Source organism: Cohnella faecalis (genome assembly GCF_003570905.1).
GTDB lineage: Bacteria > Bacillota > Bacilli > Paenibacillales > Paenibacillaceae > Cohnella > Cohnella faecalis.
This window is the reverse complement of the sequence record NZ_QXJM01000027.1, coordinates 108,776-135,540: the sequence shown is the minus strand read 5'-3', so window position 1 is coordinate 135,540 and position 26,765 is coordinate 108,776. Positions and strand designations below refer to the sequence as shown.

The window sequence follows — 26,765 nt, the reverse complement described above, 5'->3', positions numbered from 1 at the left end:
ATCAGCCTTCGGCTCCTTTCTGCAGCGCCGTCACGATTTGCTCCAGCTTCATTCCCCGCGACGCTTTGACAAGCACCAAATCGTGCGGACCGACCGCCGACAAGAGCTCGCTTGCAAGCCGCTCCTTGTCTGTATAATGCCGCGCCGTCGCTTCCTCGCCTTGCGAAGGAAGCCCCGCATGCTCAATCGTATGTGCCGACAGCGGCCCGTATGCCCATAGGGCGTACGCCTTGCCCGCAGTTACGTAACGGCCGATTTCGGCGTGATACGCCGCTTCGTCGCCGCCCAGCTCCAGCATGTCTCCGAGCACAATCCACTTGCGGCTATAGCCGTCAAGCCCCGCAACAAGATCGATAGCCGCCCTTACCGAGGTAGGGCTCGCGTTATACGCATCGTTCAGGATGACGGCTCCGTTCTTGGCTGTAGACCGTTCTATTCTCATGCCGGTCAGCTTCGCGGAGGCGAGACCCTCGCGAATATCGGCGGCTGAAAGTCCGAACAATCGTCCTGCGGCAACGGCAGCCAGCGCATTGACGGCATTGTGCCTGCCCGGAACCGGTATGCGGTATTCAGCGGCGACTCCGTCCTTGACCGCATTGAATGCAGCGCCTTCCGTCGTCACCTCGATGTCCGTCGCTCTCCAGTCGTTGCCCTCTCCCGCCCCGAACGTCAGCACGGACGCTCCTTCCGGCATGCTGATGCCCGCGAGCTCTTCGGCCAGCAGGGGCTCGTCGCCGTTCATGACGAGAACGCCGCCCGACTTGAGCCCTGCGGCGATTTCAAGCTTCGCCCTGGCGATTCCGTTTCTCGTTCCTAGCTGAAGAAGATGGGATTCTCCTATATTCGTAACAATCGCAACGTCCGGCTGGGCGATAGAGCATAGCTTCGCGATTTCCCCGAAGCCGCTCATGCCCTTCTCCAGCACGAGAACCTCGGTATCCGGCGATGCCCGCAAAATCGTCAGCGGCAAGCCGATATGATTATTGAAGTTGCCCTCGGTCTTATGAACGTTGTACCGGACGGCCAATACGGAGGATACAAGATCCTTCGTCGTCGTCTTCCCGTTGCTTCCGGTAACGGATACGACCCTCGCCCCTAGAGTCTCGAGATAACTGCTGGCCAGCGTCTGCAATGCGTCCAGCGTATCGTTGACCAGAATAAGAGGAACGCCCGGGTCAGCGGGTACCGGACGGCTTCGCTGCCATAACGCGGCAGCCGCCCCCGCCGCTATGGCGGCATTCAAATAGTCGTGGCCGTCGAACCGCTCTCCTACGAGAGGTACGAACAATTGCCCCGGCTTGATCGTGCGCGTATCGGTCGAGACTCCCGTCAGAAGCGTGTCTCCGGCGGCATCTCCCGCGAAACCTCCGCTCCATGCCGCGACATCCCGCAATTTGGCTTGCATCACTTGTTCAGACTCCTTATGGCGCTTCGCGCTACTAGGCGATCGTCGAAATCGTGCTTGACGCCGCCGATGTCTTGATACGTTTCGTGGCCTTTCCCCGCAATCAATACTACATCGCGGGGGCTTGCCATTTCAACCGCTTTTTCGATCGCCGCCCGGCGGTCGGGCTCAAGCGTATAGCGGTCTTTCGGCACTGCGGCCTGGACGAGTCCCGCCTCGATATCGGCCAATATCGCGACCGGTTCCTCTGTCCGCGGGTTGTCGCTCGTCACGATCAGGACGTCGGCAAGCTCCGAAGCGATGCGGCCCATAATCGGCCGTTTCGTCCGATCCCGGTCGCCGCCGCAGCCGAACACGGCGATAACGCGCCCCTTCGCGATTTCCCGCACGGCTCGCAGCACGTTCTCCAAGCCGTCCGGCGTATGCGCGTAATCGACGACGACCGCGAAGGGCTGCCCCTCGTCCACCGCCTCCACCCGCCCGGGAACGCCCGGAATCCGCTCCAAGCTCTCAACGGCGCGATCCAGATCGATGCCTTCGCACCATGCCGCCGCCAGCGAGGCAAGCGCGTTGTATACGTTGAACTTGCCGACCAGGCGCAAGTTTACTTCCCTCGTTCCTCTTACGGTTTCCAACGTAAAGGAAGTGCCGCTGGAGGAAATGGCAACGTCATGCGCCCGAACGTGGGCGTCCTTGTCGATCCCGTAAGTGACGACCTCCGCGGCCGTCAGTTTGGCGAATCTTTGCGATGCGTCGTCGTCCGCGTTGAGCACGGCGAAGGCGCGGCTCGCCGGATCGTCCTCGAACCGGTTGCCGAGCCGGGAGAAGAACAATCCTTTGGCAGCCTCGTAGTTTTCCATCGTTCCGTGATAGTCGAGATGGTCTTGCGTCAAATTCGTAAATATGGCGGTGCGAAAACGGGTTCCTTTCACCCGTCCCTGCTCAAGAGCATGCGAGGATACCTCCATAACGGCGCGGCTCGTTCCCGCGTCTATCATAGAACGGAAAATTCGCTGAAGCTCCAGAACGTCGGGAGTCGTCCCCGACATCGGGAAGCTTTGTCCGGCGTAGCGAGTCTCGATCGTGCCGATGACGCCGGTCGGAATGCCCGCGTCCGTCAAAATCCGTTCGATCAAATAGGTAATCGTCGTCTTCCCGTTCGTACCGGTAATCCCGATCGGGCGCAAGCTATCTGAAGGTCTGCCGTAAAAATAATCGACCAATGCCGCGAGCGCGTGACGGGTATCCGGAACGACGAGCTGCGGAACAGGCAGAGGAAGCTGTCTGGAGACGACCAATGCGGCGGCTCCCGACCGTACCGCAAGCGGCGCGTAATCGTGTCCGTCGACCGTATGGCCGGGCAAGCAGAAGAACAGATCGCCCTGCTTGGCCTTGCGCGAGTCGGTCTCCAGACGACTAACGACCGTATGGCCGTCGCCTTCGATCCGGTAGACGAGCAGCTGCTGCGATAGTTCGTGCAAATTCATGATAGGGCCTCCTAAGGCAAATGTATCTACATTATCAACCAACGAAACCCTTCCATTCAAGAGTTATGGCATTTTCTTAATCGACTTTCGTCTGACTGCAAGCGGTACGGCTACTCGCCGGCCCCGAGATAGATGCGAATGACCGCTCCCTTCTCGACCTTCGATCCGGCGGCAGGAGCTTGCCGAATAACGGTGGCCCCCGACCCGGAGGCGGCAAGCTGAAAGTCCATGCTCATATCCTCGTAAATGTCCGATACGGTCTTGCCTACCAAATTAGGCACTTTGAGAATCGGAGTATCGCCGTATTTATATTCTTTCTCCACTTGAATGGTCCTTGGCTTTACGCCTAGATAAGGGAGGGCGTCCGCCATAATATTGCGAACGATCGGCGCGGCGACGATGCCTCCGAATTGAATGCCTTGCGGATTGTCGACCGCGACGTAGACGATGAGCTGGGGATCGTCCGCCGGGGCGAACCCGATGAACGAAACGATATGTTCGTTGGGCGAATAGCGACCGTTAATAACCTTCTGGGCTGTCCCGGTTTTCCCTCCTACGCGATACCCTTCCAGGAACGCGTTTTTGCCTGTTCCTTGTGCGACAACTTTCTCAAGCGCATCGCGCACCTGTGCGGAAACCTCGGGGGAGATGACTTGGCGCACGAGCTCCGGCTTGACACTCTCCAGCACGGCCCCCGTCTCCGGCTGAATCCACCCTTTCGAAACGTGGGGCTTCCACAGATTCCCTCCGTTTACCGCCGCGGCCACAGCCGTTATTTGTTGAATCGGCGTCACGGACACCCCTTGACCGAACGCTGTCGTCGCGAGCTCTACAGGGCCGACCCGGGAAGGCTTGAACAAAATGCCGTTCTCCTCTCCCATCAAGTCGATGCCCGTCTTCTGACCGAACCCGAAGGCGTTAATGTACGAGAACAGCTTTTCCTTGCCCAGTCTTTGACCGAGCGCTACGAAGCCGGGGTTGCAGGAATTTTCGACGACCTCCAGAAACGTTTGGCTGCCGTGGCCGCCCTTCTTCCAGCATCGGAGCCTCGCACCGCCAACCTCAACGAAGCCCGGATCGAAAAAGCGTTCATGCGTCAAGTCGACCTTCTTCTCCTGAAGAGCCGCCGCCAGCGTAATGATTTTGAACGTTGACCCCGGCTCGTAAGTCATCCAGATCGGCAAATTTCGATTATAGACTTCGGTGGGCACTTCCTGGTATTTGTCCGGCTCGAACGTCGGCCGGCTTCCCATGGCGAGAATTTCGCCGTTTTTCGGGTTCATTGCGATAGCGATGACGCTCTTCGCCTGGTGCTGCAGCATCGCCTGATCGAGCTCGCGCTCGACGATCGACTGCACCGTCTGATCGAGCGTCAGCTGCAGCGTCAGCCCGTCCTTCGGCGGCACGTATTTGTCCGACGAATTGGGCATCTGCCGTCCGGCCGCGTCCGTCAAGAACGACACCCTTCCCTCCAGCCCGGTCAGCAGCTTATCGTACTTTAGCTCAAGACCTGTCAAGCCGTCGTTGAACGCGCCCGTAAAGCCGAGCACGTTCGCGGCCATGCTTCCATACGGATAGAACCGTTTGTTATCCTCGCCGACGTAAATGCCGGGCAATCGAAGATTGCGAACCTCCTGCGCCTTTTCCAGCGTCATCTTGCGGCCTCCAGGCGATAGGCGCACGTCTCGCGCTTGCTTGGAAATCTGCTTCAAGAGCAGCTCTTCCGACATGCCAAGAATGCCGGAAAGCCGCTTCGCGGTACCCGGTTTATCCTTAATCTGCACCGGGACGGCATAGACGGTTGGAGAGCTGACATTATAAGCGAGACGAGTGCCGTTCCTGTCGACGATTTCGCCGCGCTTGGGCTCGAACGGAATGCCGCGCCGCCAGTTCTCCTCGGCCATCAGCGACAGCTCTCCGCCCTTCCACAGCTGGACGTAACCCAATCGGAGCACAAGCGCCGAAAAAGCGGCGATCAAAACGATCAACGCCGTCAGAAGTCTGCGGCGCACTTTCACCTGCGATACCTTCATGACAAAAATACCCCTTCGCCGGTCGTCGGAACAAGCCTCTGGCCTTTGTTCCAGACTATTCCTAGCGCAGGGGGGATAGAACAAGCCCGGTTATCCGTCCGGCTTCGCGCCTTTGGAATCCGTCTTGCCGCCGTCTCCGGAATCTTTCGTGTCGTCCTCCGGCTCCTCGGCCGGCTGCTCTCCCGGCGGAGCCAGCGTCAGCTCCACCTTCCACTTGCCGTTCGCCTGCTCCGCCTTCTGCTGCGCGACGTAGCCTTCGCCTTGCACCGTGCAGGCCGCACCGAGCAAAGAGCACAGATCAAGCGCATCGCGGAGCGGCAGCCCCTTCAAGTCGGGAATTGCGCCTCCCGCCCCCGATTCCGTCGTAAGCAGGTAGACAGGCTGCGACTCCGGCAGGACGACTTCGGGCTCCGGAAGCTGGCGCAGCACCTTGGCTCCCTTGCCGACGACTTGCACGCCGAACCGCTTCAGGCTCGCTTTCGCTTGCGCGACCGTCATTCCCTGGACATCCGGCACGGCGACCGTCACCGGACCTGAGGCTGTCTTCGCTTCCTTGGCTGCATCAGCCTTCGGAAGCTGCGGGGAGATACCTAGCCGGTGAAGCGATTGACCCATAATTTGCTTGAAAATCGGAGCCGCTACCGAGCCGCCCCCCGCCGCCGGAATATCCGGCTGGTCGACGATGACCAGCAGCACGATTTGCGGATCTTCTACCGGAGCGAAGCCGATAAACGAGACGACATATTTGTCTTCCGCGTATTTTCCGTTAATAACCTTTTGCGCCGTTCCGGTTTTTCCGGCGATGCGATAGCCCGGAATATAGGCGTTTTTGCCGGTGCCGATCTTCTGGTCGCTGACGACCGTCTCCAAATAGCCGGCGACTTTCTTGGAGGTTTCAGCCGAAATGACTTGCCGGATCTTCTCTGGCTCGAATACTTGCTTCTCGCCGGAAGTGGGGTCCGTAATCGACTTAATAATATGAGGCTTCAGCAGATTGCCTCCGTTGGCTACCGCCGCTACCGCCGCCACCTGTTGAATCGGAGTCACAAGGACGGAGCCTTGTCCAAAAGTAGCCGTTGCAACGTCCCGGGGAATACTCTTATCGATGTTAATCGACCCTCCCAATTCACCGGGAAGCTCGATGCCTGTTTTCGTTCCGAAGCCGAACGAATTAATGTAGCCGATGAACTTGTCCGTGCCGAGCTTTTCGTAGCCCAGCTTGACGAACGCTACGTTGCTGGAATGCTTGAGGCCGTCGAGATAGGTAATGTCGCCCCAGCCATAGCCGTTGTAATCCTTGATCGGACGCGATTTTTTGTCGACTCTTATCGTTCCCGACTTGTAGCTCGCCTCCGGATCGAACAATCCTTCCTGCACAGCGGCGGCAAGCGTCACGATCTTGAACGTCGATCCAGGCTCGTATACCGATTGAATGCCATTGTCCTTGAACGCTGCCTGATTTTTCGTGCTCCCATAACTGTTCGGATTAAAATCGGGCAAGCTCGCCATGCCGAGAATTTCCATCGTCTTCGGATCGGCCGCAATGGCCGTAATGCTGACGGGATTATATTTGGCGTACGCCTCTCTGAGCGCTTCCTCAATATAAAATTGGATGTCTCGGTCAAGCGTCAGCGCGACGTCCTTGCCGTTGACGGGCTGTTCTACCTCCACCTCGCCGTTCGGCAGCGGCGTTCCCGACCGGTCCTTTTCGTATTGAATGAAGCCTGCCGTTCCTTTTAACAAGTTGTCGAGCTTGCTTTCAAGTCCGAGGATTGCCTTGCCCTCCTTGTTCTCGTAGCCGAGAATGTGGGAAGCCAAAGCCCCGTTCGGATAATACCGCTTGCTCTCTTCGATGAAATAAATGCCGACGTCCTTCGTCTTCGTCTTCTCACGAAGCTTGACCGCGAACTCGTCGATGCGGTCCCTGACCGCTTTGTCGACCTTCCAGCCGGCGGGTCGGATTTCGCTCTGATCCCTCAGACTGCCGTCTTCTTTCGTTGCCGCAATCCGCTTCCGCAGCTCCGCTTCCGAGGTGCCCAGAACCGTATGAAGCTCAGCCACGATCTGATCGGTTATTTGAAAGCCTGGAAACTTTTCTTCCAAATCGTGAATGCGCTGCGGCCCGACGGCTACCGTATACGCGATCGCATCCGAAGCGAGCACCTTTCCGTTGCGATCCGTGATTTGCCCCCGATCCTGAGTAAGGGTTTTGTGGGTCATCCACGTTTTTCGCGCTTGCGCCGCCCATTCCGAGGCGGTCGCCACTTGAACCCAATACAATCGGAATATGAGCCCAAGAAAAAAGAGGGCTAATACCCCCCCCATCAGCAGCGTCCTAAGTTTGATTCGTTTGGTCATGCGCTTGTACCTCGTTACCTTAGTCTTAGCCTTGCGGCTTCGCGGCGATGGCGGTACGGCCGTTATTCGCGGCGATTGTAATGCCTTGTTGATCGAGCTTGACCATACCAAGCTGCTTCGACGCAAAATCGCTGATTCGTTCCGGGTCGCTAAGCCGCTCTACTTCTCTCTGCAATTCCTTCGTCTGGGTCGTCAATTGTTCGACTTGTGCCTTTTGTTGCTGGATGGTGCGGTTCATTTCGTAAATTTGCGCGTATCGATTCAAAATGACGCAAGCCACGATGACGAGAACGGCAACCGTTAACAAATACAACAGCTTTTCGCCGATCGGAAGCTGGCGTTTTTTGACGACCTTGTATGTTTCCCTGACCGGCTTAACCGTCTCCTCCGGTGCGCGTTCCGGTCTGAGCGCCAAATTGCCGTAGTAAGCCATCTTGTCTTTGTCCCCTCTCTTATTCCTCATGTTTTCGTTCGAAGCGGTTTGTCCTATTTGAACTCCGTATCATTAGAGCTTCTCAGCGATTCTAAGCTTGGCGGAACGCGCGCGCGGATTGTCCGCGAGCTCCCGCTCCGACGGCACGATCGGCTTGCGCGGAGTCAGCCTCAGCCGCCCGTCTCCGCCGCCGCATACGCAAATGGGAAAATCCGTCGGACAGCTGCAGGATGCAACCTCGGCCGCGAACGCGGTTTTCGCGATGCGATCCTCCAACGAATGAAACGTAATGACGGAGGCTCGACCGCCCGGGTTCAACACGTCGATCGTCTGGGCTAACGCTTCCTTAACGGCGCCGAGCTCGTCGTTCACGGCGATTCTGAGCGCCTGGAACGTTCTCTTCGCCGGATGCGGTCCCGTGCGGCGAGCCGCGGCGGGAATAGCCGATTTAATAATGTCGACCAGCTGTCCCGTCGTCTCGATCGGCCCCTTCGCCCTCGCTCCCTCGATCTTGCGGGCGATCGACCTGGCGAATTTCTCTTCGCCGTAGTCGCGAATGATTTGAGTAATCTCTTTCTCATCCCATTCGTTCACGATGTCGCGAGCCGTCAGCGGCCCTTCGCGATCCATGCGCATATCGAGCGGCGCATCGTGGTTGTAGCTGAAGCCTCGATCGGCTTCGTCAAGCTGAGGGCTCGATACGCCGAGATCGAACAGTACGCCGTCGACTCGGGGCGTCCCGTCGACTTCCGGCACGCCGGCCTCCCGAAGCGCCTGTTTCAAATACCGGAAGTTACTTTTCACCAGCGTTACGGAGTCGGCCCAGGGAGCCAGCTTTTCACGCGCGTTGGCGAGAGCGGCGTCGTCCTGATCCAATGCGATCAGCCTGCCGCCGGGACCAAGCTTCGATGCGATAAGAGAGCTATGCCCGGCTCCTCCAAGCGTGCAGTCGACGTAAATACCGTCCGGCTTCACATTCAGCCCTTCGACCGCTTCCTCTAACAACACCGTGATGTGGTGAAACATATGTAAGCCCCTTCCGGCACCCTCGTCGTTCGGGCCCTTCTTTCTGTACTCTCTCTAAGTCGTTGATTCTATGCAAAGGATGTTGTAACCAATTAGAAATTGAAATCGAAATCGACCAGCTTCTCTGCAATCTCGTTGAAGGAATCCTGGGAAGCCCGGGAATATTCCTCCCACGCTTTCTTGTCCCAAATTTCAACTCTCGTCGAAACGCCTATGACGACGCAATCTTTGTCCAGCTTCGCATAATCTCGCAAATGGCCGGGCACGTTTACCCTGCCCTGTTTGTCCCATTCGCATTCGGATGCGCCGGAGAACAGCAGCCGCGAGAATGCGCGCGCGTTGGCCGCCATCGAGGGCAGAGCCTTCATGCGCTGCTCAAGCTGGGTCCATTCCTCTCGTGGGTAAACGAACAAGCAACTGTCCAATCCACGGGTGACGATAAAGTCGGAACCGAGGGCGTCGCGGAACTTGGCCGGAATGATAATCCGTCCCTTGTCGTCGATGCTATGCTGGTATTCGCCCAGAAACACGGTCCCGCCCCCCAACTTTCCCCACTTTCCACCACTCTGAACCACTTATGATGAGTTATTCGCCCCATAAAATAAAAATCCTGCTTCTCAGCAGGATTTTTGTAAAAATATTTTAGGAGATTAACGATTGCCTTCTTCCGGCTCTTGACGAACGGCTTCGGAAGTCGAGTCCCGATCGTCCGACTGGGACTCCGGCGGGTTGACGATCGCCTGGTTCCATTGCGAACGATTCTCCGCCGACCGGCTTATTCTCGTTAGTCTGCGTTTTCGGACGATCAGGTAGGCGGGAACGCCCACGACCGCGGCTACGATAACGACCGGCAAAATGGCGGCAATTACGATCAACAGTCCCTCTCCGAATCGGCCCAAGACGTTGGCGCTGCCGGCAAGCGCGTCGGAAATGCGTTGACCGAAGCTTCTATCCTTTTCCTCTACTATTTTCGCTGCTTCTTCCGCTGGACCTTCATACAGGCGAAGGTTAACGGTCGAGAACGCCACGTTCTCGTTCAAATACCGCATCCGGCCTTTGATCTGCTCGATCTCCTGCTGAACTCCGCCAAGCTCGTTGCTGAACCGAACGAGATCGTCCGATTTCGTCGCCTTGTCCATAAAGGCGAGCAGCCGGGCTTCTACGGCCGTCTTCGCTTTCAGTCGCGCTTCGAGATCCACATATTCCTCGGTGACATCGCTGCCGTCCACCTGGCGTTCGAACTTGACGTTTTTGATTTTTTGCAGTCGTTCCAGAAACGGGGAGAATCCCGTCGACGGGACTTTGATAACATAAGTAGCTCCCACTTCGTCCGCGCTGCGACTGTCGGTGAATTTCAGCAAGTAGGCGCTGCTCTGATGAATCAGATCGCGAAGCTGCTCCTCCGCCTTTTGGAACTTTTCGACCTTCATTACAAGATTCGCGTTGTAGATGACTTTGCGTCCGAAGCCGGACTGCGAATCGGCAACTTGGCCGATACCGAGTGACGAAGAGCTATCCACTGAGGTGCCCTGCTCCGTCAACGGCTCGGCGGATAAATCGGCGGACCCGCCCGCTTGAGATTCTTTCGCGACTTGATTGGACTTGGAGAGCAAGCTGTCCGATTTGAAATTGTCGCCAGCGGCCGGAGCGGCGTTCTGCTCCGCCTCACCCGCCATCGGAGCGCTTTCCGCTCTGGCCTCGGAGTTATCGCTCGAACCGCTGCATGCCGACAGGACGGTCAAAAACACTAACAGAACGACCGCTGCTACCGTATACCGACTCCAAGTTTCTCTAACGAGCCCTTTTTTCTTTTTCATGCCCGAACCCCCTAATTATCGTTTAGTTCCAGTTCTGAATCCTAGACGAACCTGAAAAGGAAAAAGTTTCAAACGTTGGAGGCGTTCCGTAATTTGCATGCGCGCATACGGAACTTTGCATAAAAAAACCCGCGCCCTGACGGGCAGCGGGAAAATGAACCATTCGGCGGCGGCTTAATGCGCTTGAAGCGCCGGTAAATGCGAGAAAAGCACCTCGTGAATCGTTATTTTGTTGCCGACTACCATCTCGGAAGAGCCGGCTCGGTCTTCTTGACGCCTTGCATGAGCTTGCTTGAAGGAATCGCTTTGCGCCCATCCGTCGAAAGCGTCCTTGCTTTCCCACGTCGTGCACACCTGATACTCCTCGTATTGCTCGGTTCCTTCGGTACGAAGCAACTCCATCCGAACAAAGCCCGGAAACGTATGCACGCTTTTCGGCGAGCGGAATCTCTCCTTCATGACATCTCCGTAGCCGGGCTTCACTTGAATCGTGTTGATGACGACAATCATCGTTCCTGACCCCCTACCTTTTGATAGCTTGAGCTTGCAAAAATTCAACCACTTTCTCCGCTTGTTTGCCCCAAAACAACGTGCCTGATGAGCGGGAGGCCACGCGGCTTAAGCGAATCCGCCATATCGAGACGCGGCATCGCATCGCTGTCGAGAACAGATCGAGTCTAGCTGCCCGCGCTCTCCACATGAGCAGCCGCGTCTAACGCCGTCTCCCTGTCACGCTCTGCTCGGCATTTCTTGAATCATATCAAATGTGGGCTTCAGCCTTAGCGAACCGGGCCGCGAACCTTCATTTCTAACAGGTGCTCCTGGCTTTGCGAAAGCATGGTAAGCTTTTTCAATTACATATGTTAGTTGATAATGATTATCGTTGTCAACTTTAAAATAAATGCTGCTTAATAGCCTTCCATTCGCAGGTTGCTCCCGCCATTCACGCGCTCCCCGGACCATTAACCCAACTACAGCCGGCTATTCCCACCATTCACACGCTCCCCGGATTGGTAGCCCAACCACAGCCGGCTACTCCTACCATTCACGCGCTCCCCGGACCAGTAGCCCAACCACAGCCGACTATCCTCAACATTCACACGTTCCCCGGACCAGTAACCCAACCACAGCCGGCTACTCCTACCATTCACACGCTCCCCGGATCAGTAGCCCAACCACAGCCGGCTATTCCCACCATTCACGCGCTCCCCGAACCCGTAGCCCAACCACAGCCGGCTACTCCTACCATTCACGCGCTCCCCGGACCAGTAACCCAACCACAGCCGGCTATTCCCACCATTCACACGCTCCCCGGACCATTAACCCAACCACAGCCGGCTATTCCCACCATTCACACGCTCCCGGACCAGTAACCCAACCACAGCCGGCTATTCCTACCATTCACGCGCTCCCCGAACCCGTAGCCCAACCACAGCCGGCTATTCCTACCATTCACACGCTCCTCGGACCAGTAGCCCCACTATTTCCGGCTATTCCTACCACTCTAATCCTGCACTTGGCATTCTCTGAGCGGAAGGGATAATGGTATAAATTTCGAAAAACACATTTGTTTTCAAAATCCGCACCAAGCCGAGAAGCCTGAGACAGCTCACCTCGGCAAGTCCGCATCGAAACAAAAAGCGCCCCTCCGCAAAACGGAGGGAACGCTTATTAGAACGAAGGTCGCCCTTCTATTTCATCAGCGGGGATTAGTGAGCCGCCCAGCTTTCCAAATAGGCTTTCTGTTCTTCCGACAACGTATCGATGCCGATGCCAAGCGCCTCCAGCTTCGTGCGAGCTACTTGCTCGTCCAATGCGTAAGGCACGTTCACGACGTTCGGTCCGATTTTCTCGTAATTTTCGTTCACATAGCGAAGAGACAGCGCCTGCAAAGCGAACGTCATATCCATAATTTCGGCAGGGTGGCCGTCGCCGGCCGCCAAGTTTACGAGACGGCCTTCGGCCAGAACGTAAATTTTGCGACCATCCTTGAGCACGTATTCTTCGATATTGCGGCGGACTACCCGCTTCGATACCGATAGCGCCGCAAGCTCAACGAGATTCACCTCAATGTCAAAGTGGCCTGCATTGGACAGGATAGCCCCATCCTTCATATTAGCGATATGCTCGCCGCGGATAACGTCCTTGTTGCCCGTAACGGTGACGAAGTAGTCGCCGACTTTGGCCGCTTCCGAAATCGGAAGCACAGTGAAGCCGTCCATGTATGCCTCGACAGCCTTGATCGCGTCGACCTCCGTTACGACGACGTTCGCTCCCAGCCCTTTGGCGCGAAGAGCAACCCCTTTGCCGCACCAGCCGTAGCCGTTGACGACAACCGTCTTGCCGGCTACGACTAGGTTCGTCGTCCGGTTGATGCCGTCCCATACCGATTGACCCGTGCCGTATCTGTTGTCGAACAAGTATTTGCAGAATGCGTCATTGACCGCAACCATTGGAAATTTCAACGTGCCGTCCTTCTCCATCGCTTTCAAACGGAGAATTCCCGTCGTCGTTTCTTCCGCTCCGCCCCGTACGTTCACTAGCAAATCCTGGCGCTCGGCGTGAAGAATTGTCACCAGGTCGCCGCCGTCGTCGATGATCAAATCGGGCTTCGTTTCCAACGTTTTGACCATCAATTCCTTGTATTCGACCGGATCCGGGTTGTATTTCGCGAATACGGTAATGCCATCTTCCACGAGAGCGGCGCAAACGTCGTCCTGCGTCGACAGCGGGTTACTGCCTGTAATAACGACTTCGGCTCCGCCAGCTTGCACGACTTTGGCCAAATAAGCGGTTTTGGCTTCAAGATGGAGAGAAATCGCAACGCGCAATCCTTTGAACGGCTGATCCCGCTCAAATTGTTCTCTGATTTTGTTCAGCACCGGCATATGCGCCTGCACCCAATCAATTTTCAATTTGCCTTCAGGAGCTAAGGATAGATCTGTAACGATACTTTGTACGGTTGTTGTCACGAATAATTCCTCCAATGCGGATAATTTGGTTTGTCTAGCCTTCGATTAATCGAAAACCGCCATTCGGCTCGTACGGGACTTCCGCCCAACGAGTAAGCCATTCCGGTCCATACCGGTTCCAAAAATGAATCGTGCCGAACACGCGCTCCTGCGGCTTGCTTCCCGGCATTAAAGCCGTCCGGATTCGATCCCATTGACGGAGCGACGCTTCATGCTGTTTGGCAAGCGCATCCATAGACCGATTTTCCAAAAAGGAGATTTGCTCCACGATTTTGTCGCGGTTGCTCTCGGATAGCTTTGCCAATCCGGGTTGCAGCGCGGCCACCGTCTCCATGACCGGTCGGTAGATGGCCAGAAACTGCTCTTTCGCGTTCCTGAACTTCTCCTCCAGCCGCCATTCGTCTTGGGAAGCCAGCCATTGCTCTTTCCTTCTCTCCCAATTCCATAACGCTTCTTCTGGAGTCAATGCGAATTTGTCCAACTGACGCGCAATACCCGTCTCCACATAAACGAACGATTGGCGAGGCACCAGCAGAGGCATTTCAAGCCCGAACTCGGCAAATGCAGGTCCGAGAATGCCCCAGTAAGCCAGCTCCGCGGGACCGAGCACGGCCGCTAGCACCGGCAGGACGTAATCCTGCATTAACGGACGAGTCAGCGCGTTCGTGCTTAGCCGCTCGGGAGAATCTTCCGTCAGGCTCAACATGTCGTCGCGGCATAAGGATACGCTTCTTCTTCGATCCGCAAAGTTGCCGTTCGGCTCCTTATGGAGCAGCAGACGTCCGCTATCGTGGTGAAGAAACAAATTCGCGCTTCCGAAAGCGGTCTCGGCCTGCAACGAAAAGCCGAGCGAAGCGACTTTCTTCTCCCCTGCCTTCAGCGCCTCTTCCAGCTTGTCGTTCCGTTCGATCAACTCCCGGAACATCGGGCCTTCGAGAGCTCGCAAGCCGGCATCGTCCGCATCCAGCAGCAGCATTCCTTCCGGCCCGAACCACTCCGACAGTAGTCTGGCGAAAGCGAGACTGAGCGTCGGAGCGTCCGTCACGTGACTGCGCAGCCGGTCGATCAAAGCCGGCTTGAACTCCGAATCCGGAAGCTCTGTTTCCAGCTCTTGAAGAGCGGCTTCCCAAGCCTCCGGGCTCAGCCTCGTCCGACTTACCGCCAGCCGCGAACCGTCCGGACGTTCGAGGCGCACTCGCCGCAATTCTCCGGCCTGCGTCTGCACGTTGACATGATTGGCTTCGTCGAAATCATGGTCTTCCCCGGCAATCCAGAATACCGGAACGACCGGTCTGCCAAGAAGCTTCTCGGCATGCCTGGCGGTCTGGACGACCGTCATAGCTTTGTAAAAAATAAGAAGGGCGCCGCCGAACAAGCCTGCTTGCTGGCCGCCGACGACAACGAGACTTCCGGGCTCTGCGAGTCTTTCCAGGGAACGGGAGACGGCAGGGTGCTCGTTCATTCCCGATTGAAAGGAACGAAGAGCTTCCGCTAACGCGGTTCTATCCGCCTGAGAACTGGACGATCTTCGGTCAAGCTCGTCAGCTCTGGCATGCCAATCTTCCTTTTGCAAAGGATGCTTCCCGAAAAGTGCGACGACGGCTTCGTCTTGCTCCCGGTAACGTTCCGATAGCGTAGGAGAAACCGGCCCTTGCAGCGTATTAACGATCACAGGGACGTTCCCCCGTTTCCATAGTTGTAGGATGTCATGATTGATTGTACACAAAGGGGCAAAACTCGTCAAAAACTTCGTTGCGATTCGGGATTATCCGAGTTTAATAATCGTACAAATAGATCGTTGACACAATAATAACCGTTGGTTACGACAACGCCACCCCCCCTCCCGTGCGGGGAAGGGGGGGTGGCGTTAGGCGATATTCTCCGGCGAACCGCTCTATTGTTGGGTTATGGACGGCATAATCAGCTCAAGCGACATTAAGAGAACATAGAGCACCGCCATCGCAAAAAAGGAAAGCCGCCAAATAGCCCGAAAAATTTTTGAGACATCGATTTTGCCGCGAAGGCGGGTTTGCGCGTTCCCGATCAGTCCCGCGCCGATAAGCATAAGGAGCAGAATGAAATAAAGACCAAGGCTCGATCCGATTCTACGGTTGAGCATAAACCCGACGCAGCCTAGCAAAAACGCGGTCGTTACGTCCATTGCAAGGCGAAACGCCCTCTTCTTGTCGCCGCTTCGATAGCGTTCCACAAAGTAAACGAAAAGAAACGGAATGACTGGAAAAGCGGCTAACGCGGCGTAGGCATCAACCAATGATTTCCATACCGAATCCATGCGAACTCCTCCCGTTCATTACAGCGCTTTAATTAGCGCCGTGACCGCGGCATTAAGAGGGGCTTCCAATCCATTCCGTTCGGCAAGTCGGCAAACCGCGCCGTTGATCGCGTCGATTTCCGTCGCGCGCCCCGCCTGCACGTCCTGCAGCATCGACGAAAGGTTCGTCGCCGTCGCCTCGCATACGGCTGCAACCTCGTCCCATGCATTCGCCGCATCCGGCAGCCCGCTCCGCTCCAGCACCTTCGCCGTCTCATCGAACAGCTCTCTCGCCAGGCTCAGCCTTTCGGGAGTCTTGAGCAATTGTCCGTTCGGAATTCGCAGAAGCGCCGTAAGCGGATTAATGACCGAGTTGATGAGCAGCTTCCGCAATACCCTCTTCTCCAATTCATTCGACAGGAAGACGGTAAATCCTGCCTGTTTCATCATCTCTGCGACGTTTCGAACGCTGGAATCCGCGAAAAGAGCATTTTCGCTATCGATTCCGGTCGTCATCGGCATCGGGAGAAGTTCGGCGGCTCCGACAACGCCGAACCAGATAGCCCCCTTGCCGGTATGCCTTACGCTGGAAGGGCCTAGCCGGAGCGCGCCTTCCGTCGTAATCGCAGGCGTCAGCGTCGTTCCGGGTAAAGCCCGGGCAAGCTTCTCCACATGACCCACGCCGTTCTGAAACAAGTAGATTCTCCCTGCTCCGCCCGTCGCCAGACGAAGAAACGAATACAGCTCAGAGTCGAGCGCCGTCTGCTTGACCGTAAGAAGGATCGGTCCTTCATGGATGCCTTTTACGCTGCTTATCGGTATCGCCCGAAGCCTGACGGGCTGAGAAACGACCCCGGACATCTCCTCTATCGCAATACCGTCGGCTTCGATCCGTTCCGCCTGCTCCGAGGTTCGCGTCCATAAGACGACCCGGCAGCCCGCTGCAGCAAGCTTGCCCGCCAGCAGCAGTCCTAACGACCCGCCGCCCACTACCGCCCATTCGCTCATAGCTAGGCAACACCCTTTGTCCGTTATCGATTTTTGAAACGATTGTAACATAAATAAGAGGCCTCCCTTAACGGGAAGCCTCCATGTCCGCCGGCATCATTACTCGATCCGTTCCAAATTGCCGTTCGCATCCATCTTGAAGCGGGTGCGATCCTCATCCGGCTCTTCGGTAAGAAAAGCAAGACGCCGTGCGCGGTCCATAATGCGGATCAACGCCTTGTAATCGTCGTTGACGACCTGGTAATCGGTCTGAACCTCGTTCACTTCCTTGGACAACCGTTCGTTCTCGGACAGATACGCGTTCAATTTGTCGTCCTTCTCCTTCAACTCTTTTTCCAGTTGGCGGATTTGCCGACTCATCTCTTGAACGGTTCCTTTCCATTGCCTCAAATACCGGATAATCGCTTCCAAAGAGATGGACTCGGAAGAGAGCAGCTCGCCTTTGGCCGATTCCGACTCTTCCAACGTTAACCGATCCGTGCCGGAAATCGTCGTGATGCCTTGCTTCTTCAAATAATTGCGCTTTTGGCGCTGCTGCTTGGCCATGCCGATCGCGTCGTCGTATTTTTTGCGAACGCAGCTATTCCATCGGAATCCGCAAGCGGCGGACGTTCTTCCGATCCGCTGACCGACTTCCTCAAAAGCGGCCAGCTGGGTACTGCCCTCCCGAATGTGGCGAAGCGTCACTTCCGCCAAAATCAAATCGTCATCCGGACTCCACGCGTCTTGTCTGACAGCCGTCATGGGTGCCTTTCCCTCCTTGCTTTCGCCTCATTTTTTATGCTTCTTCATTTCATGGTTATGCCCGTAGTAGAATTCATAGAATCTATCGGATACTTCTATGTATATCCATTTTTTAGTTCACTATACCTATTAGCTGGCGAGAGTACCCGGACGGCTGACGAATACTTCATTTCGCCCAGGGGCATGCTGATAAGGAATTACGAAAAGTTTGCCATTTCGTCACATGTCTTTCGGTTTACACTCCACGGGCCAAGCGGGTATAATATGCTTTAGAAATCGGAAAGTACGTGAGAAGCCGACGTCGCAGTCGCTTCATAGAGAGGGGGATGTTTCATGGCACGCATGTTCCGGGTGCTTGGCTTCTGGACACTCGCTATCGCCCTCATGGCTTACGCGGGCGATATGTACGAGATGTCGCTGTTGTTCTTTATCCAGTCGGCCGTATTCTTCTTGTTCGGTTACTTGAAATTTTCCGAACGGACTTATATCCTCATGTTCTGGGGCTATATGATCGTTGCTTTCCTTGGATTTACTTACTGGTCCGTCTTCGAAATGGGCCTTCCGGTGTAACAATCAAACATACCGCAAACAAAAAAACCGTCTGGGGCTCGTCCCCCGACGGTTTTTTCTATGTTCGCGTCTTCTCCCATATTTGCACCTTGAACAGCTCGCTCATTCCGTCGGACAACAGCAATTGGCGGATCGCCCGATTGCGGCGAACGGTCGGATGGAACGGATCCGTTACCGTGTGGGCGACCAGCTTCTCCAATAAACCCGACTCGACCAAAAACCTCTTTTGCGATCCGTACCAAATCTCGCGCCAGCCCGATGCCTTCGCTTCCTTGCGGAGAATGCTGAAATTGACGTGCGCGGTTATATCCTGTTCCCCTAAATGGATGAACGGATCGTCGTGAGCTTGATGACGAAAATAGCACATGAGCGTCCCTTCCATACGATGGGAAGAGATTAGCTCTTCCGATTCATCGCCGTAATCGATCAGAACGAGAATCGCCCGCTCGAATCGGCCCGGCAGCGATCCGATCCAGCTTGCGGCGTCGATGGATATTTCGATCATCTGATGCTCGGCCAATGCCAAACCTTCTCGCTCCAGCCAAGCTGCAAGCCTCGGATCGCTTAGCTCCGTCAGGCATGCAACCGGACGCTCCTTCTCTTCGTCCCAAGCGACGCCTTGCTCAAGAAGCCCCCCGTTCAAGCAGGTAAGCCGATGCACGGGAAAAGCGTCCAACAGCTCGTTCGCGACGATTATGACCGGGCTCTTGCCCCTTTCGGCGTCGCCAACGTCCGCTCCGCCTTTTCCATCGGACCAAGGCCATTGCCGATCGGGATCGACGACTCTAGCTCGCCCGGAGCCGATCCAGTCGGCCAAGCTTTCCTCTGCAAGCGCGCGATGAGCGGGATTGCGGTCGGCCACCGTTATGGACATGCGCCCGGCACCGGCGATCGGATTGGACGAGCGGCTCCAGGCTTCCAGCATATGCCGGCTCAAGCGCCCCGTTCCTCCCCCCCAATCGATAACCTCCACTCTCTCTTCCGGACCGAAATGCTCGTCGGCCAAGCTTGTCAGCCGCTCAGCCAGCTGCTCTCCCATTATGTCTCCGACGTAAGCGCTCGTATAAAAATCTCCCTCTCGTCCCACCCGGGAACTTCCCGAACGGTAATAGCCGAATTCGGGATGGTAGAGGCAGAGTTCCATATAGTCCCGGAACGTTATGCACGTTCTCCGCTCTCCGTCATCCGTCTGCCCTATCCGCGAAGCGGCCGTTGCCGCATCCCGCACGACGGCGGGGAGCCCTTTCACCTCTTGTCGATTCCTCATGTTCGTCCCGCCTTTCTAGCTCGCGCGTTCCATATTATAATAGTCGGAGAATAGCTCGCCACGAGCCGCAAGCTGCGAACCGCAGGAGCATAAACAAGTTGCCGGATTCATATGCTCAACTACGTCGCCGCTCGTCCGAACGAAAGGAGGTCGTCCCTTGCATCGCCTCGTCTGGACCGCCGCCGTTCTCGTTCTGCTAATCGCGGCAGTCGCCAAGACCGCCGCCCCGATGCCGGTATACGCGGAGCCTCTGCCCGAAGAAACGAGAAGGCTTCTGGAAAAAAGCTTGTCCGTCTACGAAATCGATCGCGAAATCGAACGGATTACCAAGCTCCATACGCAAACCGAACGGCAAATCGAACAGAGCAAATCCCGGCTCGATCAACAAGAAATCGCTGTCGCCGTGCAGCGCGAGCAAGCCGGACGCGTTCTTCGTTCCATCTATATGGGCCGCCAGCAATTCTGGCTAACCTCGGTCATGTCCGTGAAGTCGTTGTCGGAGCTGCTCCGATTATGGGAAGCGATGGACCTCGTTATCAGCTCAGACCGAAAAAAAATGAACGCATATTCCGAGCAATATTCGAAACTGCTGGAAGGCTACGAGCAGCTTCGCAAGGATCAGACGGAGCTTGCTGCCGTTGTAACCGATTTGGAATCGCAGCGAGTGCGCGTAGCCGCCCTGCAGGACGAAGTCGCCGGCGCACTCGCGGGAAGGGGCGATGCGGATCATCTCCGCGCCTTGATGGACGAGCTTCAGAATTATTGGGACAACGTCGGACTCTACGAGGTCAAGCAGCATTTCCGGGCGTTAGCGGGAGCTATGAAGAAGTTGCCCGCCTGGGTCAAAGAGCATCCCGAAGCGCTCGAGACGAAGGGCTTGGCGGCGAAGCTTACTATCACCGACACGGAGCTGAACGACTTTCTGCGCGGCGAGGACAGCCGCTTCGACAGCTTCTCTTTCAAATTCGACGACGGGCTGCTCATCCTCGACGGGGACAACGGAGATATGCGCGTACGAATCGAAGGAGCTTATACCGTGGAGAACGAACCGGTTAACGGCATACTGTTCCACGTCCGAAAGCTGGTCTTTAACGGCCTTGAGCTTCCCGACACGACCCGTGCCGACTTGGAGCGCGAATTCGATCTGGGCTTTTATCCTCAGAAGCTGATCAAGTTCGTAAAGGCTGAAAGCGTGGAGCTGGAGGACGGCAAGCTAATCGTTAAGCTGAAAGTCGGCTGATTCTTCGGACCAGCGGGAAATCCACTCGTCCGCCGTCAAGCCGCTCGCGGCGAAGCCGTACCAGAGCTCAGACAGCCGATCAAGCCTTTCGGGCAACTCGGGACCGTTCATAACGGGAGCCTGGTACGGGAACGAATTAGCCGAGTCTTCGGGCAACAAACCGTGCAAGGATGTCCCCGTGCGGAACAAAGAACGGTACACAGGGAGCTTCGCGAATTGCTTTTCGTTAAGCAGTTGATTCTCCGTGCCAGTCATTCCGACGATCCATTGACGAGCCGCGTCCTCGGCCTCCGTTCCTGACGATACGACGTAAGAGCGGCCTCTCGGCCAAACGAACGGCAGCTTCCAGCGGGAACGATCGACGATCAGCTTGACGCCGGAGCTTCTTGACGTCAGATCGCGTTCGGTAAGCTTGACGGCTTCCGAATTCGGGAGCAATCCGATGAGAGCTTTCTCCTCGAGCAGCTGCCGCTCGACGAACGAGGCGTCTTGTCCGAATGCGATGCCTTCCTTCGCATGATTCAACAAAGAGAGCGCAGTCGCCCACGGCTCCGAGCTCCAGGGTCCGTTTTTGTTCTCCCATACGGAATCGGTACGAATACCTGTCGCCGATTCCAGCCACGACAAAATAGCGAACGGGTCGCGGTTAGAAATAGCCAGCCAACTGATGCCTTCTCCGGACTCGCTCGCCTTGGCCGTCAGCGCCGTCCACTGTTGAAGCGTCAAAGGCACCGTCGCTTCGTCCCCTAGAACTTTACGCAAAGCTTCGCGGTTCCATACGAGAACGTACGGGTCAAAATCGCGGGGCACTCCCCAGATATAGCCGTTCCACTTAAGCGAAGCGGTCAAAGCGTCGAATTGCTCCGCAAGCGCTTCCCCAACGAACGCCGCGTCAGCGGTCAACAAATAGCCGGAGGCGGCATACTCCCTCACCCATTCGTTCTGGAGCAGCATAACGTCCGCGGCTTCGCCGAGACGAGACGATTCCTTGAACGCCCTGTAAGCGTCCTCCGGCTCGACGCGGCTGAGCTCCACCTGGATGTCGGGATGCCTTGTCGACCATCCCGCATTCTGCTCCTGCAGCTGGTCGAACTCCTGCTCATCCAGACCGACGGATACCCGAATCCGAACGGGATCGTTGTTCAAGTTAGGGGCTGCGGATACGACGGTCCCGTTATCCGGCTCGGTTCGGGGCAGCACGATAGCGGAAGGAGCCGTCGCCCAAGGAGCCAGCACAAGCGTCATAAATCCGAGCAATAAAAATAACAAGGCGAACTTTCGTCGCGTCACGTGATTCACCTTTTCTTCCGTTCATAGCATTCCTACTCCAATGATAACAGGCTTGCCTCGCAAAGTCTTGCTTTTTTGGTAAGCGCTTTTATGGGTATAATGGACCAAAGACCGCTTTGGCAAGAGAGGAGCCTTCCGAGACCGATGGAACGAAAATACGGTATCGATATGAATATGCCCGAAGGCAAGCTGGACGGCTATTACGCCCAGATCGTCAAAGCCATCGCCGAGCGTGTTACGCTGTTCGATAGTCACAAAGAGCTTATCGTGCTCGACTCCCCAGACAGTCTCCCAATAGTCGAAGAGCTGCTGAACGGCTGCAAGGTCGATCATGAGCGAGTCGAGCTCGTCCGGCTCCCGGAATACGGAGCCAGGCCGGGTCCTCTCTTCGAGGATTATGCGATCGCTGCGCGAAGCGGCAACGTCTTCTTGGATTTGTCGCAAGCCGCCTTTTTCTCTCTGCGCGAAAAAAAGCCGGAGGCGGAAACCGCTCCGGCTATTCTTCAGCTTCACGAGCATTTGATCGTCGACACAACACTCGGCCAAGGCCTCACCGTGTTCGCTATCGATAGCCAATTGGCCGAGCTGGCCGAGCGAATCGCGGGAGCCTACGGCTGCGAGGCGGAATGGCTCGAAACAGATGCCTTATAGCTTTTCCGCCGCTAGCTGCGCCAGCTTCGAGCGCTCTCCCTTTTCCAGCGTCACATGCCCGCTGATCCCTTCCTCCTTGAACCGTTCCACCAAATAGGTCAACCCGTTGCTCTGGGCGTCCAAGTAAGGATGATCGATCTGCTCCGGGTCTCCCAGCAGAACGATTTTGCTGTTCTCCCCGACCCTGGAGACGATCGTCTTCACTTCGTGCATGCTCAGATTTTGCGCCTCGTCGATAATAATGAACTGACCCGGGATCGACCTTCCGCGAATATAGGTAAGCGCCTCAACCTGAATGCTGCCGAGCCCCATCAATATTTTATCCAGGTCGCCCGACTTTTTCGTGTCGAACAAAAACTCCAGATTGTCGTAGATTGGCTGCATCCACGGGCGGAGTTTTTCTTCTTTTTCCCCCGGCAAATATCCGATATCTTTGCCCATCGGCACGACGGGGCGGGCGATCAGTAGCTTTTTGTACTTATGCTCATCCTCGACCTTCATCAGACCGGCAGCCAGAGTAATGAGCGTTTTCCCGGTTCCCGCCCGCCCCGTAAGAGTAACAAGAGGAATCTCGTCGTTAAGCAATAGCTCCAAAGCCATGCGCTGCTGCGCGTTGCGGGCGGTGATGCCCCACACCGGGTCGTTGCTCATATGAAGCGGCTCCAGCCGGTGACCGTCCGAGCTCACCTTCAGCAGCGCCGACTTCGAGGTGCCCAGCTCGTCGCGCAAAATAACGAATTCGTTCGGGTGAAGCTTGCCCTTCAATCCAAGCTGACTCACCCCAAGGAAGCGATACGTGTAAAATTCGTCGATGACGGACGGATGTACGTGCAAGGTCAGATGTCCCGTATATTGATCGGAAGGAGACGCCGTCCGGTCGGTCATGTAATCCTCTGCAATAATGCCAAGCACGTCGGCTTTCACGCGTACGAGGACGTCTTTGCTGACGATAATGACCGGTCTTGGCTCATCCTCCTCCGATTGCTCCAAATAATAGTTGAGCCCGACCGCGAGGATGCGATTGTCATTCGACATTTCGCCGAATTGCTCCTGAACGCGAACGAAAGCACGATGGTTCATCTCCACCTTGAGAATGCCGCCATTCGGCAGGTCGACACCTTGGTGCAGGTGTCCGAGCGACCGCATGCGGTCCAGCTCCCGCGATACGTAACGCGCGTTGCGGCCGATTTCGTCCGCCAGACGTTTCTTCGAATCGATCTCCTCTAGCACGACAGATGGAATGATGACTTCGTTATCATCGAAGGCAAACATCGAATGCGGATCGTGCAGCAGCACGTTCGTATCGAGCACGTAAATTTTTCTCAACGGCGGTCCCTCCAGAGTAGGACGAATTTGGTCGTACATAGCGCGCGGTCGACAGGAACACTAGAACGAGCAAGCCGTTGAATTTTGACAGCCGCGCGTAAGGGGTTGCGGCTTGACGGCATCCCTCCAAATCAGGGTGGTGAAACGAATGGATCGAATGAAATGGATATCCGGCGGCGCCAAGCTTGTGCTCATGGCTTCCCTCGTTGGCGCCGCAGGCTGCACCAAGAAACAGTCAGCCCCTCTCCATCAATCTCAAGTCAAAGTCCAGAATACGGTGCAGGGGACCGGGAATCTCGTTAAGGACCGCAAAGCTGTTGCCGCACATCTGGAAATGCTGGCCAGAGGAGTGGCCGGAGTCCGAAATGCCAACTGCGTCGTATTCGGGAAATACGCGATCGTCGGCATCGACGTTGACGAGAAGCTGGAAAGGTCGCGAGTCGGGACGATTAAATATTCCGTCGCCGAAGCGTTTCGGAAAGATCCCTACGGCATCGACGCTTTGGTGACGGCGGATATGGATCTCGCCCAACGGCTGCGGGAAATCAGAGCCGACGTCCGCCAAGGCCGCCCCGTTGCCGGATTTTCCGAGGAGCTTGCCGATATCGTCGGCAGACTCGTGCCGCAAATCCCGCGGAACATCGTTCCTCCGGAGAAGCCTGAAAATACTGGCGTCAACAATAGGCTTCAACCGGCCAAATGAACACAAAAGCCCAGTGATCAGCTCACTGGGCTTCTGTCATGGCGCCGAAAACTTGTCCTTCCAAGAGATCGACGGTTCTATTGGCGTTGCAAAATTCGACTGCGGGCTTAAGCGGCATACTCGCACCGTAAAGCAACGAGACGCGATTGCTCGTCGTTCCGACGCCGATACAGACTAACGGAGACACAATCCCGTTAAGCTTGTCGAAAACGAAGCTAATCTTCTCAACAGGGCTGAGCAGCGATTCGAGCCGGACGGTTAACGTTTCCGTCATCCGCAGTCCTCCTTCGGTGACGAGCGCAAATATTTACCGGGGAAAGCTGGCTTCATTATAACACACGTCCCGTTCCGTTGAAAACGACATTCGGCGGAATAGGCTTCACTCGTCCGTCTAGAAACGCGCTTTAGTCTTGTGCCGCCTGAGACGCTTCATCGGTCGAAGTCAAGGCGCGGCCTGTCGGCTGACGCTCTTCTTCGAGCGCCTTCTTCGCTTCTTCGAGCTTCGCTTCGTCCAAATAGACGTACGGACTTCTCCACGTGCCTTCCAACGCGATGAACCGGACGTTCTGCTTGCTGATTCCGAAATACGTTGTCAGCATATTCGTAATTTGCGCTTTCGGAATATCCGAACGCATGTTTTCGCCGACCGCTTCGATGACGTTGTCGAACTTCGGCAAGCTTCCGAACGATTTCATCCGGTCGATGATCGCGCCGAGAACCCGGCTCTGACGATCGTTGCGCTCAAAATCGCTAGACTCCGGCGTCTTGCCGTGATTCGATTTCCGATAACGGACGAAGCCAAGAGCGTCGATTCCGTTCAACTCCTGATCGCCCTTCTTCAGGTTGATGTCCGTACCGTCGGCATTGTCCTTGTAGATCATATTCTGATCGACGTAGACGTCCACCCCGCCCAGAGCGTCGACCACGTCAACGAACCCTTGGAAATCGATAACGGCCGTATAATCGATCGGAATTTCGAAAAATTTCGACATCAGCTCGCGCGTTTGTTCGCGGGCGTACTGGTCAGCATCGTCGTCCTTTAACTTCTCTTTGCTGCGGGCGATGCTCAAGAAATTGGCGTAATAGGCGTTCGCTTTATGCTTTTTGTAATTGGCTACTCCGAGTAGCGAATCGCGCGGCACGGAAACGACGGTGGCCGTTTTCGACTTCGGGTTGAACACGGCCGTCATGATGACGTCGGTGTTTTTGCTTCCCGTCTCGTGACGGTAATCAAGGCCGAGCAGCAAAAGAGCGATCGGCTTTACTTGGGCCTTGTCCGCGTCGTTCAACGGCGTGTCCCCGGCTGCCGTGCCCGGCTTGGCAGCTACCTTGCCAAGCGCCTTATTCGCTTCGTTAACCAATGAGCCTACGTAAACGGCTAGTCCGACGATGACAAGTCCGAACAGCGTAAACAGAATACGCAGCCAACGCCGCGGTTTTTTCGTCTTCTTCGCCTTTTTCGAGGAGCCTGCGGCGGGCTTGGAAGACCGGCGCGGCGGTAACGCGCTGTTCTCGCTCATTCTTCGTCCTCCTTGGTGTACACTCCCATGTCGTGAAGCAGCATTTCGGCGGCTTCGCGGTCAAACCAAACCGTCTTGACGGCACCGTCCTTGTCCGAATAGGACACATACCACTTCAGTTCGTCCTTCGATTCGATCTGAAAGGACGTCAATTGGTGATCATCCGACAAAATTTGCGCAAAAAACAAAACGGTTTCCCGCGCCGCTCCATCATCGGGTCGGGCTTCGGAAACCAGCTTCATCTGCAGCCAATAAAATAACGAGTCCAAAAGCCGCAAAGTTGCATCCCCTCCCGCGCCTCGATGGGCGTTGTGCGGAAATCCGCTTACTTGACGGCTTTCGGTTGCTCCGCGGCATCGCTTGCGCGACCGCGGTTTCGACGCTTGTCATACAGCTGGCGCAGCCGTAGCATGATCATCATCGCTACCGCGACGCTCATGCATTGGATGATCGGAAGCTTGTCGATCTGGAAAATCAGAAGGACAAGACAGCCGATCGCCATAATGATATACACGATAATTTCTTTCAAGATGGGCAGCTTGCCCATCTTGAACACCGCGTTGAATATATAGATCGTGAAAGCGAGTATGAGCACGTACGAAACGATCGGGTGATCGGAAAACCATTGCTGCATGCTCTTTCC

The 26,765-nt window shown here is 56.0% G+C and carries 25 protein-coding genes; 4 read left to right on the top strand and 21 right to left on the bottom strand.

The window, feature by feature from the left end; genetic code table 11:
* Position 1 precedes the first annotated feature (1 nt).
* The 14 genes from D3H35_RS06480 to D3H35_RS06415 all read right to left on the bottom strand — a co-directional run bounded on the left by D3H35_RS06480 (position 2) and on the right by D3H35_RS06415 (position 17,555).
* Positions 2-1,405: a UDP-N-acetylmuramoyl-tripeptide--D-alanyl-D-alanine ligase gene (locus D3H35_RS06480; RefSeq protein ID WP_233567813.1), complete on the bottom strand. Its 1,404-nt coding sequence runs from the start codon at positions 1,403-1,405 to the stop codon at positions 2-4.
* Positions 1,405-2,892, bottom strand: coding sequence for a UDP-N-acetylmuramoyl-L-alanyl-D-glutamate--2,6-diaminopimelate ligase (locus tag D3H35_RS06475; protein ID WP_119148300.1), 1,488 nt, complete (start codon positions 2,890-2,892; stop codon positions 1,405-1,407). Before D3H35_RS06475 ends, D3H35_RS06480 begins: the two co-directional genes overlap by 1 nt.
* 110 nt (positions 2,893-3,002) lie before the next feature.
* The gene (locus D3H35_RS06470) at positions 3,003-4,925 is read right to left on the bottom strand and encodes a stage V sporulation protein D (RefSeq protein WP_119148299.1); all 1,923 of its coding nucleotides are present in this window, start codon (positions 4,923-4,925) and stop codon (positions 3,003-3,005) included.
* Between the two features lie 90 nt (positions 4,926-5,015).
* A complete protein-coding gene (locus tag D3H35_RS06465) occupies positions 5,016-7,283 on the bottom strand; it encodes a penicillin-binding transpeptidase domain-containing protein (protein ID WP_119148298.1) in 2,268 nt (755 codons plus the stop codon).
* A gap of 25 nt (positions 7,284-7,308) precedes the next feature.
* Complete coding sequence (gene ftsL, locus D3H35_RS06460) at positions 7,309-7,716, bottom strand: cell division protein FtsL (protein WP_158593974.1); 408 nt, start codon at positions 7,714-7,716, stop codon at positions 7,309-7,311.
* Positions 7,717-7,788: 72 nt separating this feature from the next.
* Positions 7,789-8,742 carry a 16S rRNA (cytosine(1402)-N(4))-methyltransferase RsmH gene (gene rsmH, locus D3H35_RS06455; protein ID WP_119148296.1) on the bottom strand — a complete coding sequence of 318 codons (954 nt, stop codon included), beginning with the start codon at positions 8,740-8,742 and terminating at the stop codon, positions 7,789-7,791.
* 92 nt (positions 8,743-8,834) lie between these two features.
* The gene (gene mraZ, locus D3H35_RS06450; RefSeq protein ID WP_119148295.1) at positions 8,835-9,272 is read right to left on the bottom strand and encodes a division/cell wall cluster transcriptional repressor MraZ; all 438 of its coding nucleotides are present in this window, start codon (positions 9,270-9,272) and stop codon (positions 8,835-8,837) included.
* A gap of 120 nt (positions 9,273-9,392) precedes the next feature.
* Positions 9,393-10,559: a DUF4349 domain-containing protein gene (locus D3H35_RS06445; protein WP_119148294.1), complete on the bottom strand. Its 1,167-nt coding sequence runs from the start codon at positions 10,557-10,559 to the stop codon at positions 9,393-9,395.
* Between the two features lie 174 nt (positions 10,560-10,733).
* Positions 10,734-11,069 carry an antibiotic biosynthesis monooxygenase gene (locus tag D3H35_RS06440; RefSeq protein ID WP_119148293.1) on the bottom strand — a complete coding sequence of 112 codons (336 nt, stop codon included), beginning with the start codon at positions 11,067-11,069 and terminating at the stop codon, positions 10,734-10,736.
* A 1,199-nt stretch (positions 11,070-12,268) separates the two neighbouring features.
* The gene (locus D3H35_RS06435) at positions 12,269-13,531 is read right to left on the bottom strand and encodes an adenosylhomocysteinase (protein ID WP_119148292.1); all 1,263 of its coding nucleotides are present in this window, start codon (positions 13,529-13,531) and stop codon (positions 12,269-12,271) included.
* 34 nt (positions 13,532-13,565) lie between these two features.
* Positions 13,566-15,203, bottom strand: a complete 1,638-nt coding sequence (bshC, locus tag D3H35_RS06430; protein ID WP_158593973.1) for a bacillithiol biosynthesis cysteine-adding enzyme BshC — start codon at positions 15,201-15,203, stop codon at positions 13,566-13,568.
* A 222-nt stretch (positions 15,204-15,425) separates the two neighbouring features.
* Positions 15,426-15,824 (bottom strand): DUF3397 domain-containing protein, encoded by a 399-nt coding sequence (locus tag D3H35_RS06425; RefSeq protein ID WP_119148290.1) that lies wholly within the window; start codon positions 15,822-15,824, stop codon positions 15,426-15,428.
* An 18-nt stretch (positions 15,825-15,842) separates the two neighbouring features.
* On the bottom strand, positions 15,843-16,862 hold the full coding sequence (locus D3H35_RS06420) for a ketopantoate reductase family protein (protein WP_119148289.1): 1,020 nt from the start codon (positions 16,860-16,862) through the stop codon (positions 15,843-15,845).
* A gap of 48 nt (positions 16,863-16,910) precedes the next feature.
* Positions 16,911-17,555, bottom strand: coding sequence for an RsfA family transcriptional regulator (locus D3H35_RS06415; RefSeq protein WP_119148288.1), 645 nt, complete (start codon positions 17,553-17,555; stop codon positions 16,911-16,913).
* A 333-nt stretch (positions 17,556-17,888) separates the two neighbouring features.
* On the opposite strand from D3H35_RS06415, the gene D3H35_RS06410 reads away from it, so the two are divergent.
* Positions 17,889-18,125, top strand: coding sequence for a DUF2626 domain-containing protein (locus D3H35_RS06410; protein ID WP_119148287.1), 237 nt, complete (start codon positions 17,889-17,891; stop codon positions 18,123-18,125).
* Positions 18,126-18,183: 58 nt separating this feature from the next.
* Here D3H35_RS06410 and D3H35_RS06405 read toward each other — a convergent pair whose 3' ends face one another.
* The gene (locus tag D3H35_RS06405; protein WP_119148286.1) at positions 18,184-19,392 is read right to left on the bottom strand and encodes a class I SAM-dependent methyltransferase; all 1,209 of its coding nucleotides are present in this window, start codon (positions 19,390-19,392) and stop codon (positions 18,184-18,186) included.
* Positions 19,393-19,549: 157 nt separating this feature from the next.
* Between D3H35_RS06405 and D3H35_RS06400 the strand changes: the two genes are divergently transcribed.
* Positions 19,550-20,632: a coiled-coil domain-containing protein gene (locus tag D3H35_RS06400; protein ID WP_119148285.1), complete on the top strand. Its 1,083-nt coding sequence runs from the start codon at positions 19,550-19,552 to the stop codon at positions 20,630-20,632.
* Here the strand turns inward: D3H35_RS06400 and D3H35_RS06395 are convergent.
* On the bottom strand, positions 20,606-21,922 hold the full coding sequence (locus D3H35_RS06395; protein ID WP_119148284.1) for an ABC transporter substrate-binding protein: 1,317 nt from the start codon (positions 21,920-21,922) through the stop codon (positions 20,606-20,608). The genes D3H35_RS06400 and D3H35_RS06395 overlap by 27 nt on opposite strands.
* A gap of 144 nt (positions 21,923-22,066) precedes the next feature.
* Between D3H35_RS06395 and D3H35_RS06390 the strand changes: the two genes are divergently transcribed.
* The gene (locus D3H35_RS06390; RefSeq protein WP_119148283.1) at positions 22,067-22,573 is read left to right on the top strand and encodes a hypothetical protein; all 507 of its coding nucleotides are present in this window, start codon (positions 22,067-22,069) and stop codon (positions 22,571-22,573) included.
* Here the strand turns inward: D3H35_RS06390 and D3H35_RS06385 are convergent.
* Positions 22,568-23,899, bottom strand: a complete 1,332-nt coding sequence (locus D3H35_RS06385; protein ID WP_119148282.1) for a PhoH family protein — start codon at positions 23,897-23,899, stop codon at positions 22,568-22,570. The genes D3H35_RS06390 and D3H35_RS06385 overlap by 6 nt on opposite strands.
* A 148-nt stretch (positions 23,900-24,047) precedes the next feature.
* Between D3H35_RS06385 and D3H35_RS06380 the strand changes: the two genes are divergently transcribed.
* Positions 24,048-24,602 carry a YhcN/YlaJ family sporulation lipoprotein gene (locus D3H35_RS06380; protein ID WP_233567789.1) on the top strand — a complete coding sequence of 185 codons (555 nt, stop codon included), beginning with the start codon at positions 24,048-24,050 and terminating at the stop codon, positions 24,600-24,602.
* Between the two features lie 22 nt (positions 24,603-24,624).
* Here D3H35_RS06380 and D3H35_RS06375 read toward each other — a convergent pair whose 3' ends face one another.
* The 4 genes from D3H35_RS06375 to D3H35_RS06360 form a co-directional block, all read right to left on the bottom strand.
* On the bottom strand, positions 24,625-24,876 hold the full coding sequence (locus D3H35_RS06375) for a hypothetical protein (protein ID WP_119148281.1): 252 nt from the start codon (positions 24,874-24,876) through the stop codon (positions 24,625-24,627).
* A 130-nt stretch (positions 24,877-25,006) separates the two neighbouring features.
* Positions 25,007-26,122 carry an LCP family protein gene (locus tag D3H35_RS06370; RefSeq protein WP_119148280.1) on the bottom strand — a complete coding sequence of 372 codons (1,116 nt, stop codon included), beginning with the start codon at positions 26,120-26,122 and terminating at the stop codon, positions 25,007-25,009.
* Positions 26,119-26,400, bottom strand: a complete 282-nt coding sequence (locus D3H35_RS06365; protein ID WP_119148279.1) for a hypothetical protein — start codon at positions 26,398-26,400, stop codon at positions 26,119-26,121. The genes D3H35_RS06370 and D3H35_RS06365 overlap by 4 nt, the downstream gene beginning before the upstream one ends.
* Before the next feature lie 47 nt (positions 26,401-26,447).
* On the bottom strand, positions 26,448-26,756 hold the full coding sequence (locus tag D3H35_RS06360) for a YlaH-like family protein (RefSeq protein ID WP_119148278.1): 309 nt from the start codon (positions 26,754-26,756) through the stop codon (positions 26,448-26,450).
* Positions 26,757-26,765: the final 9 nt, after the last annotated feature.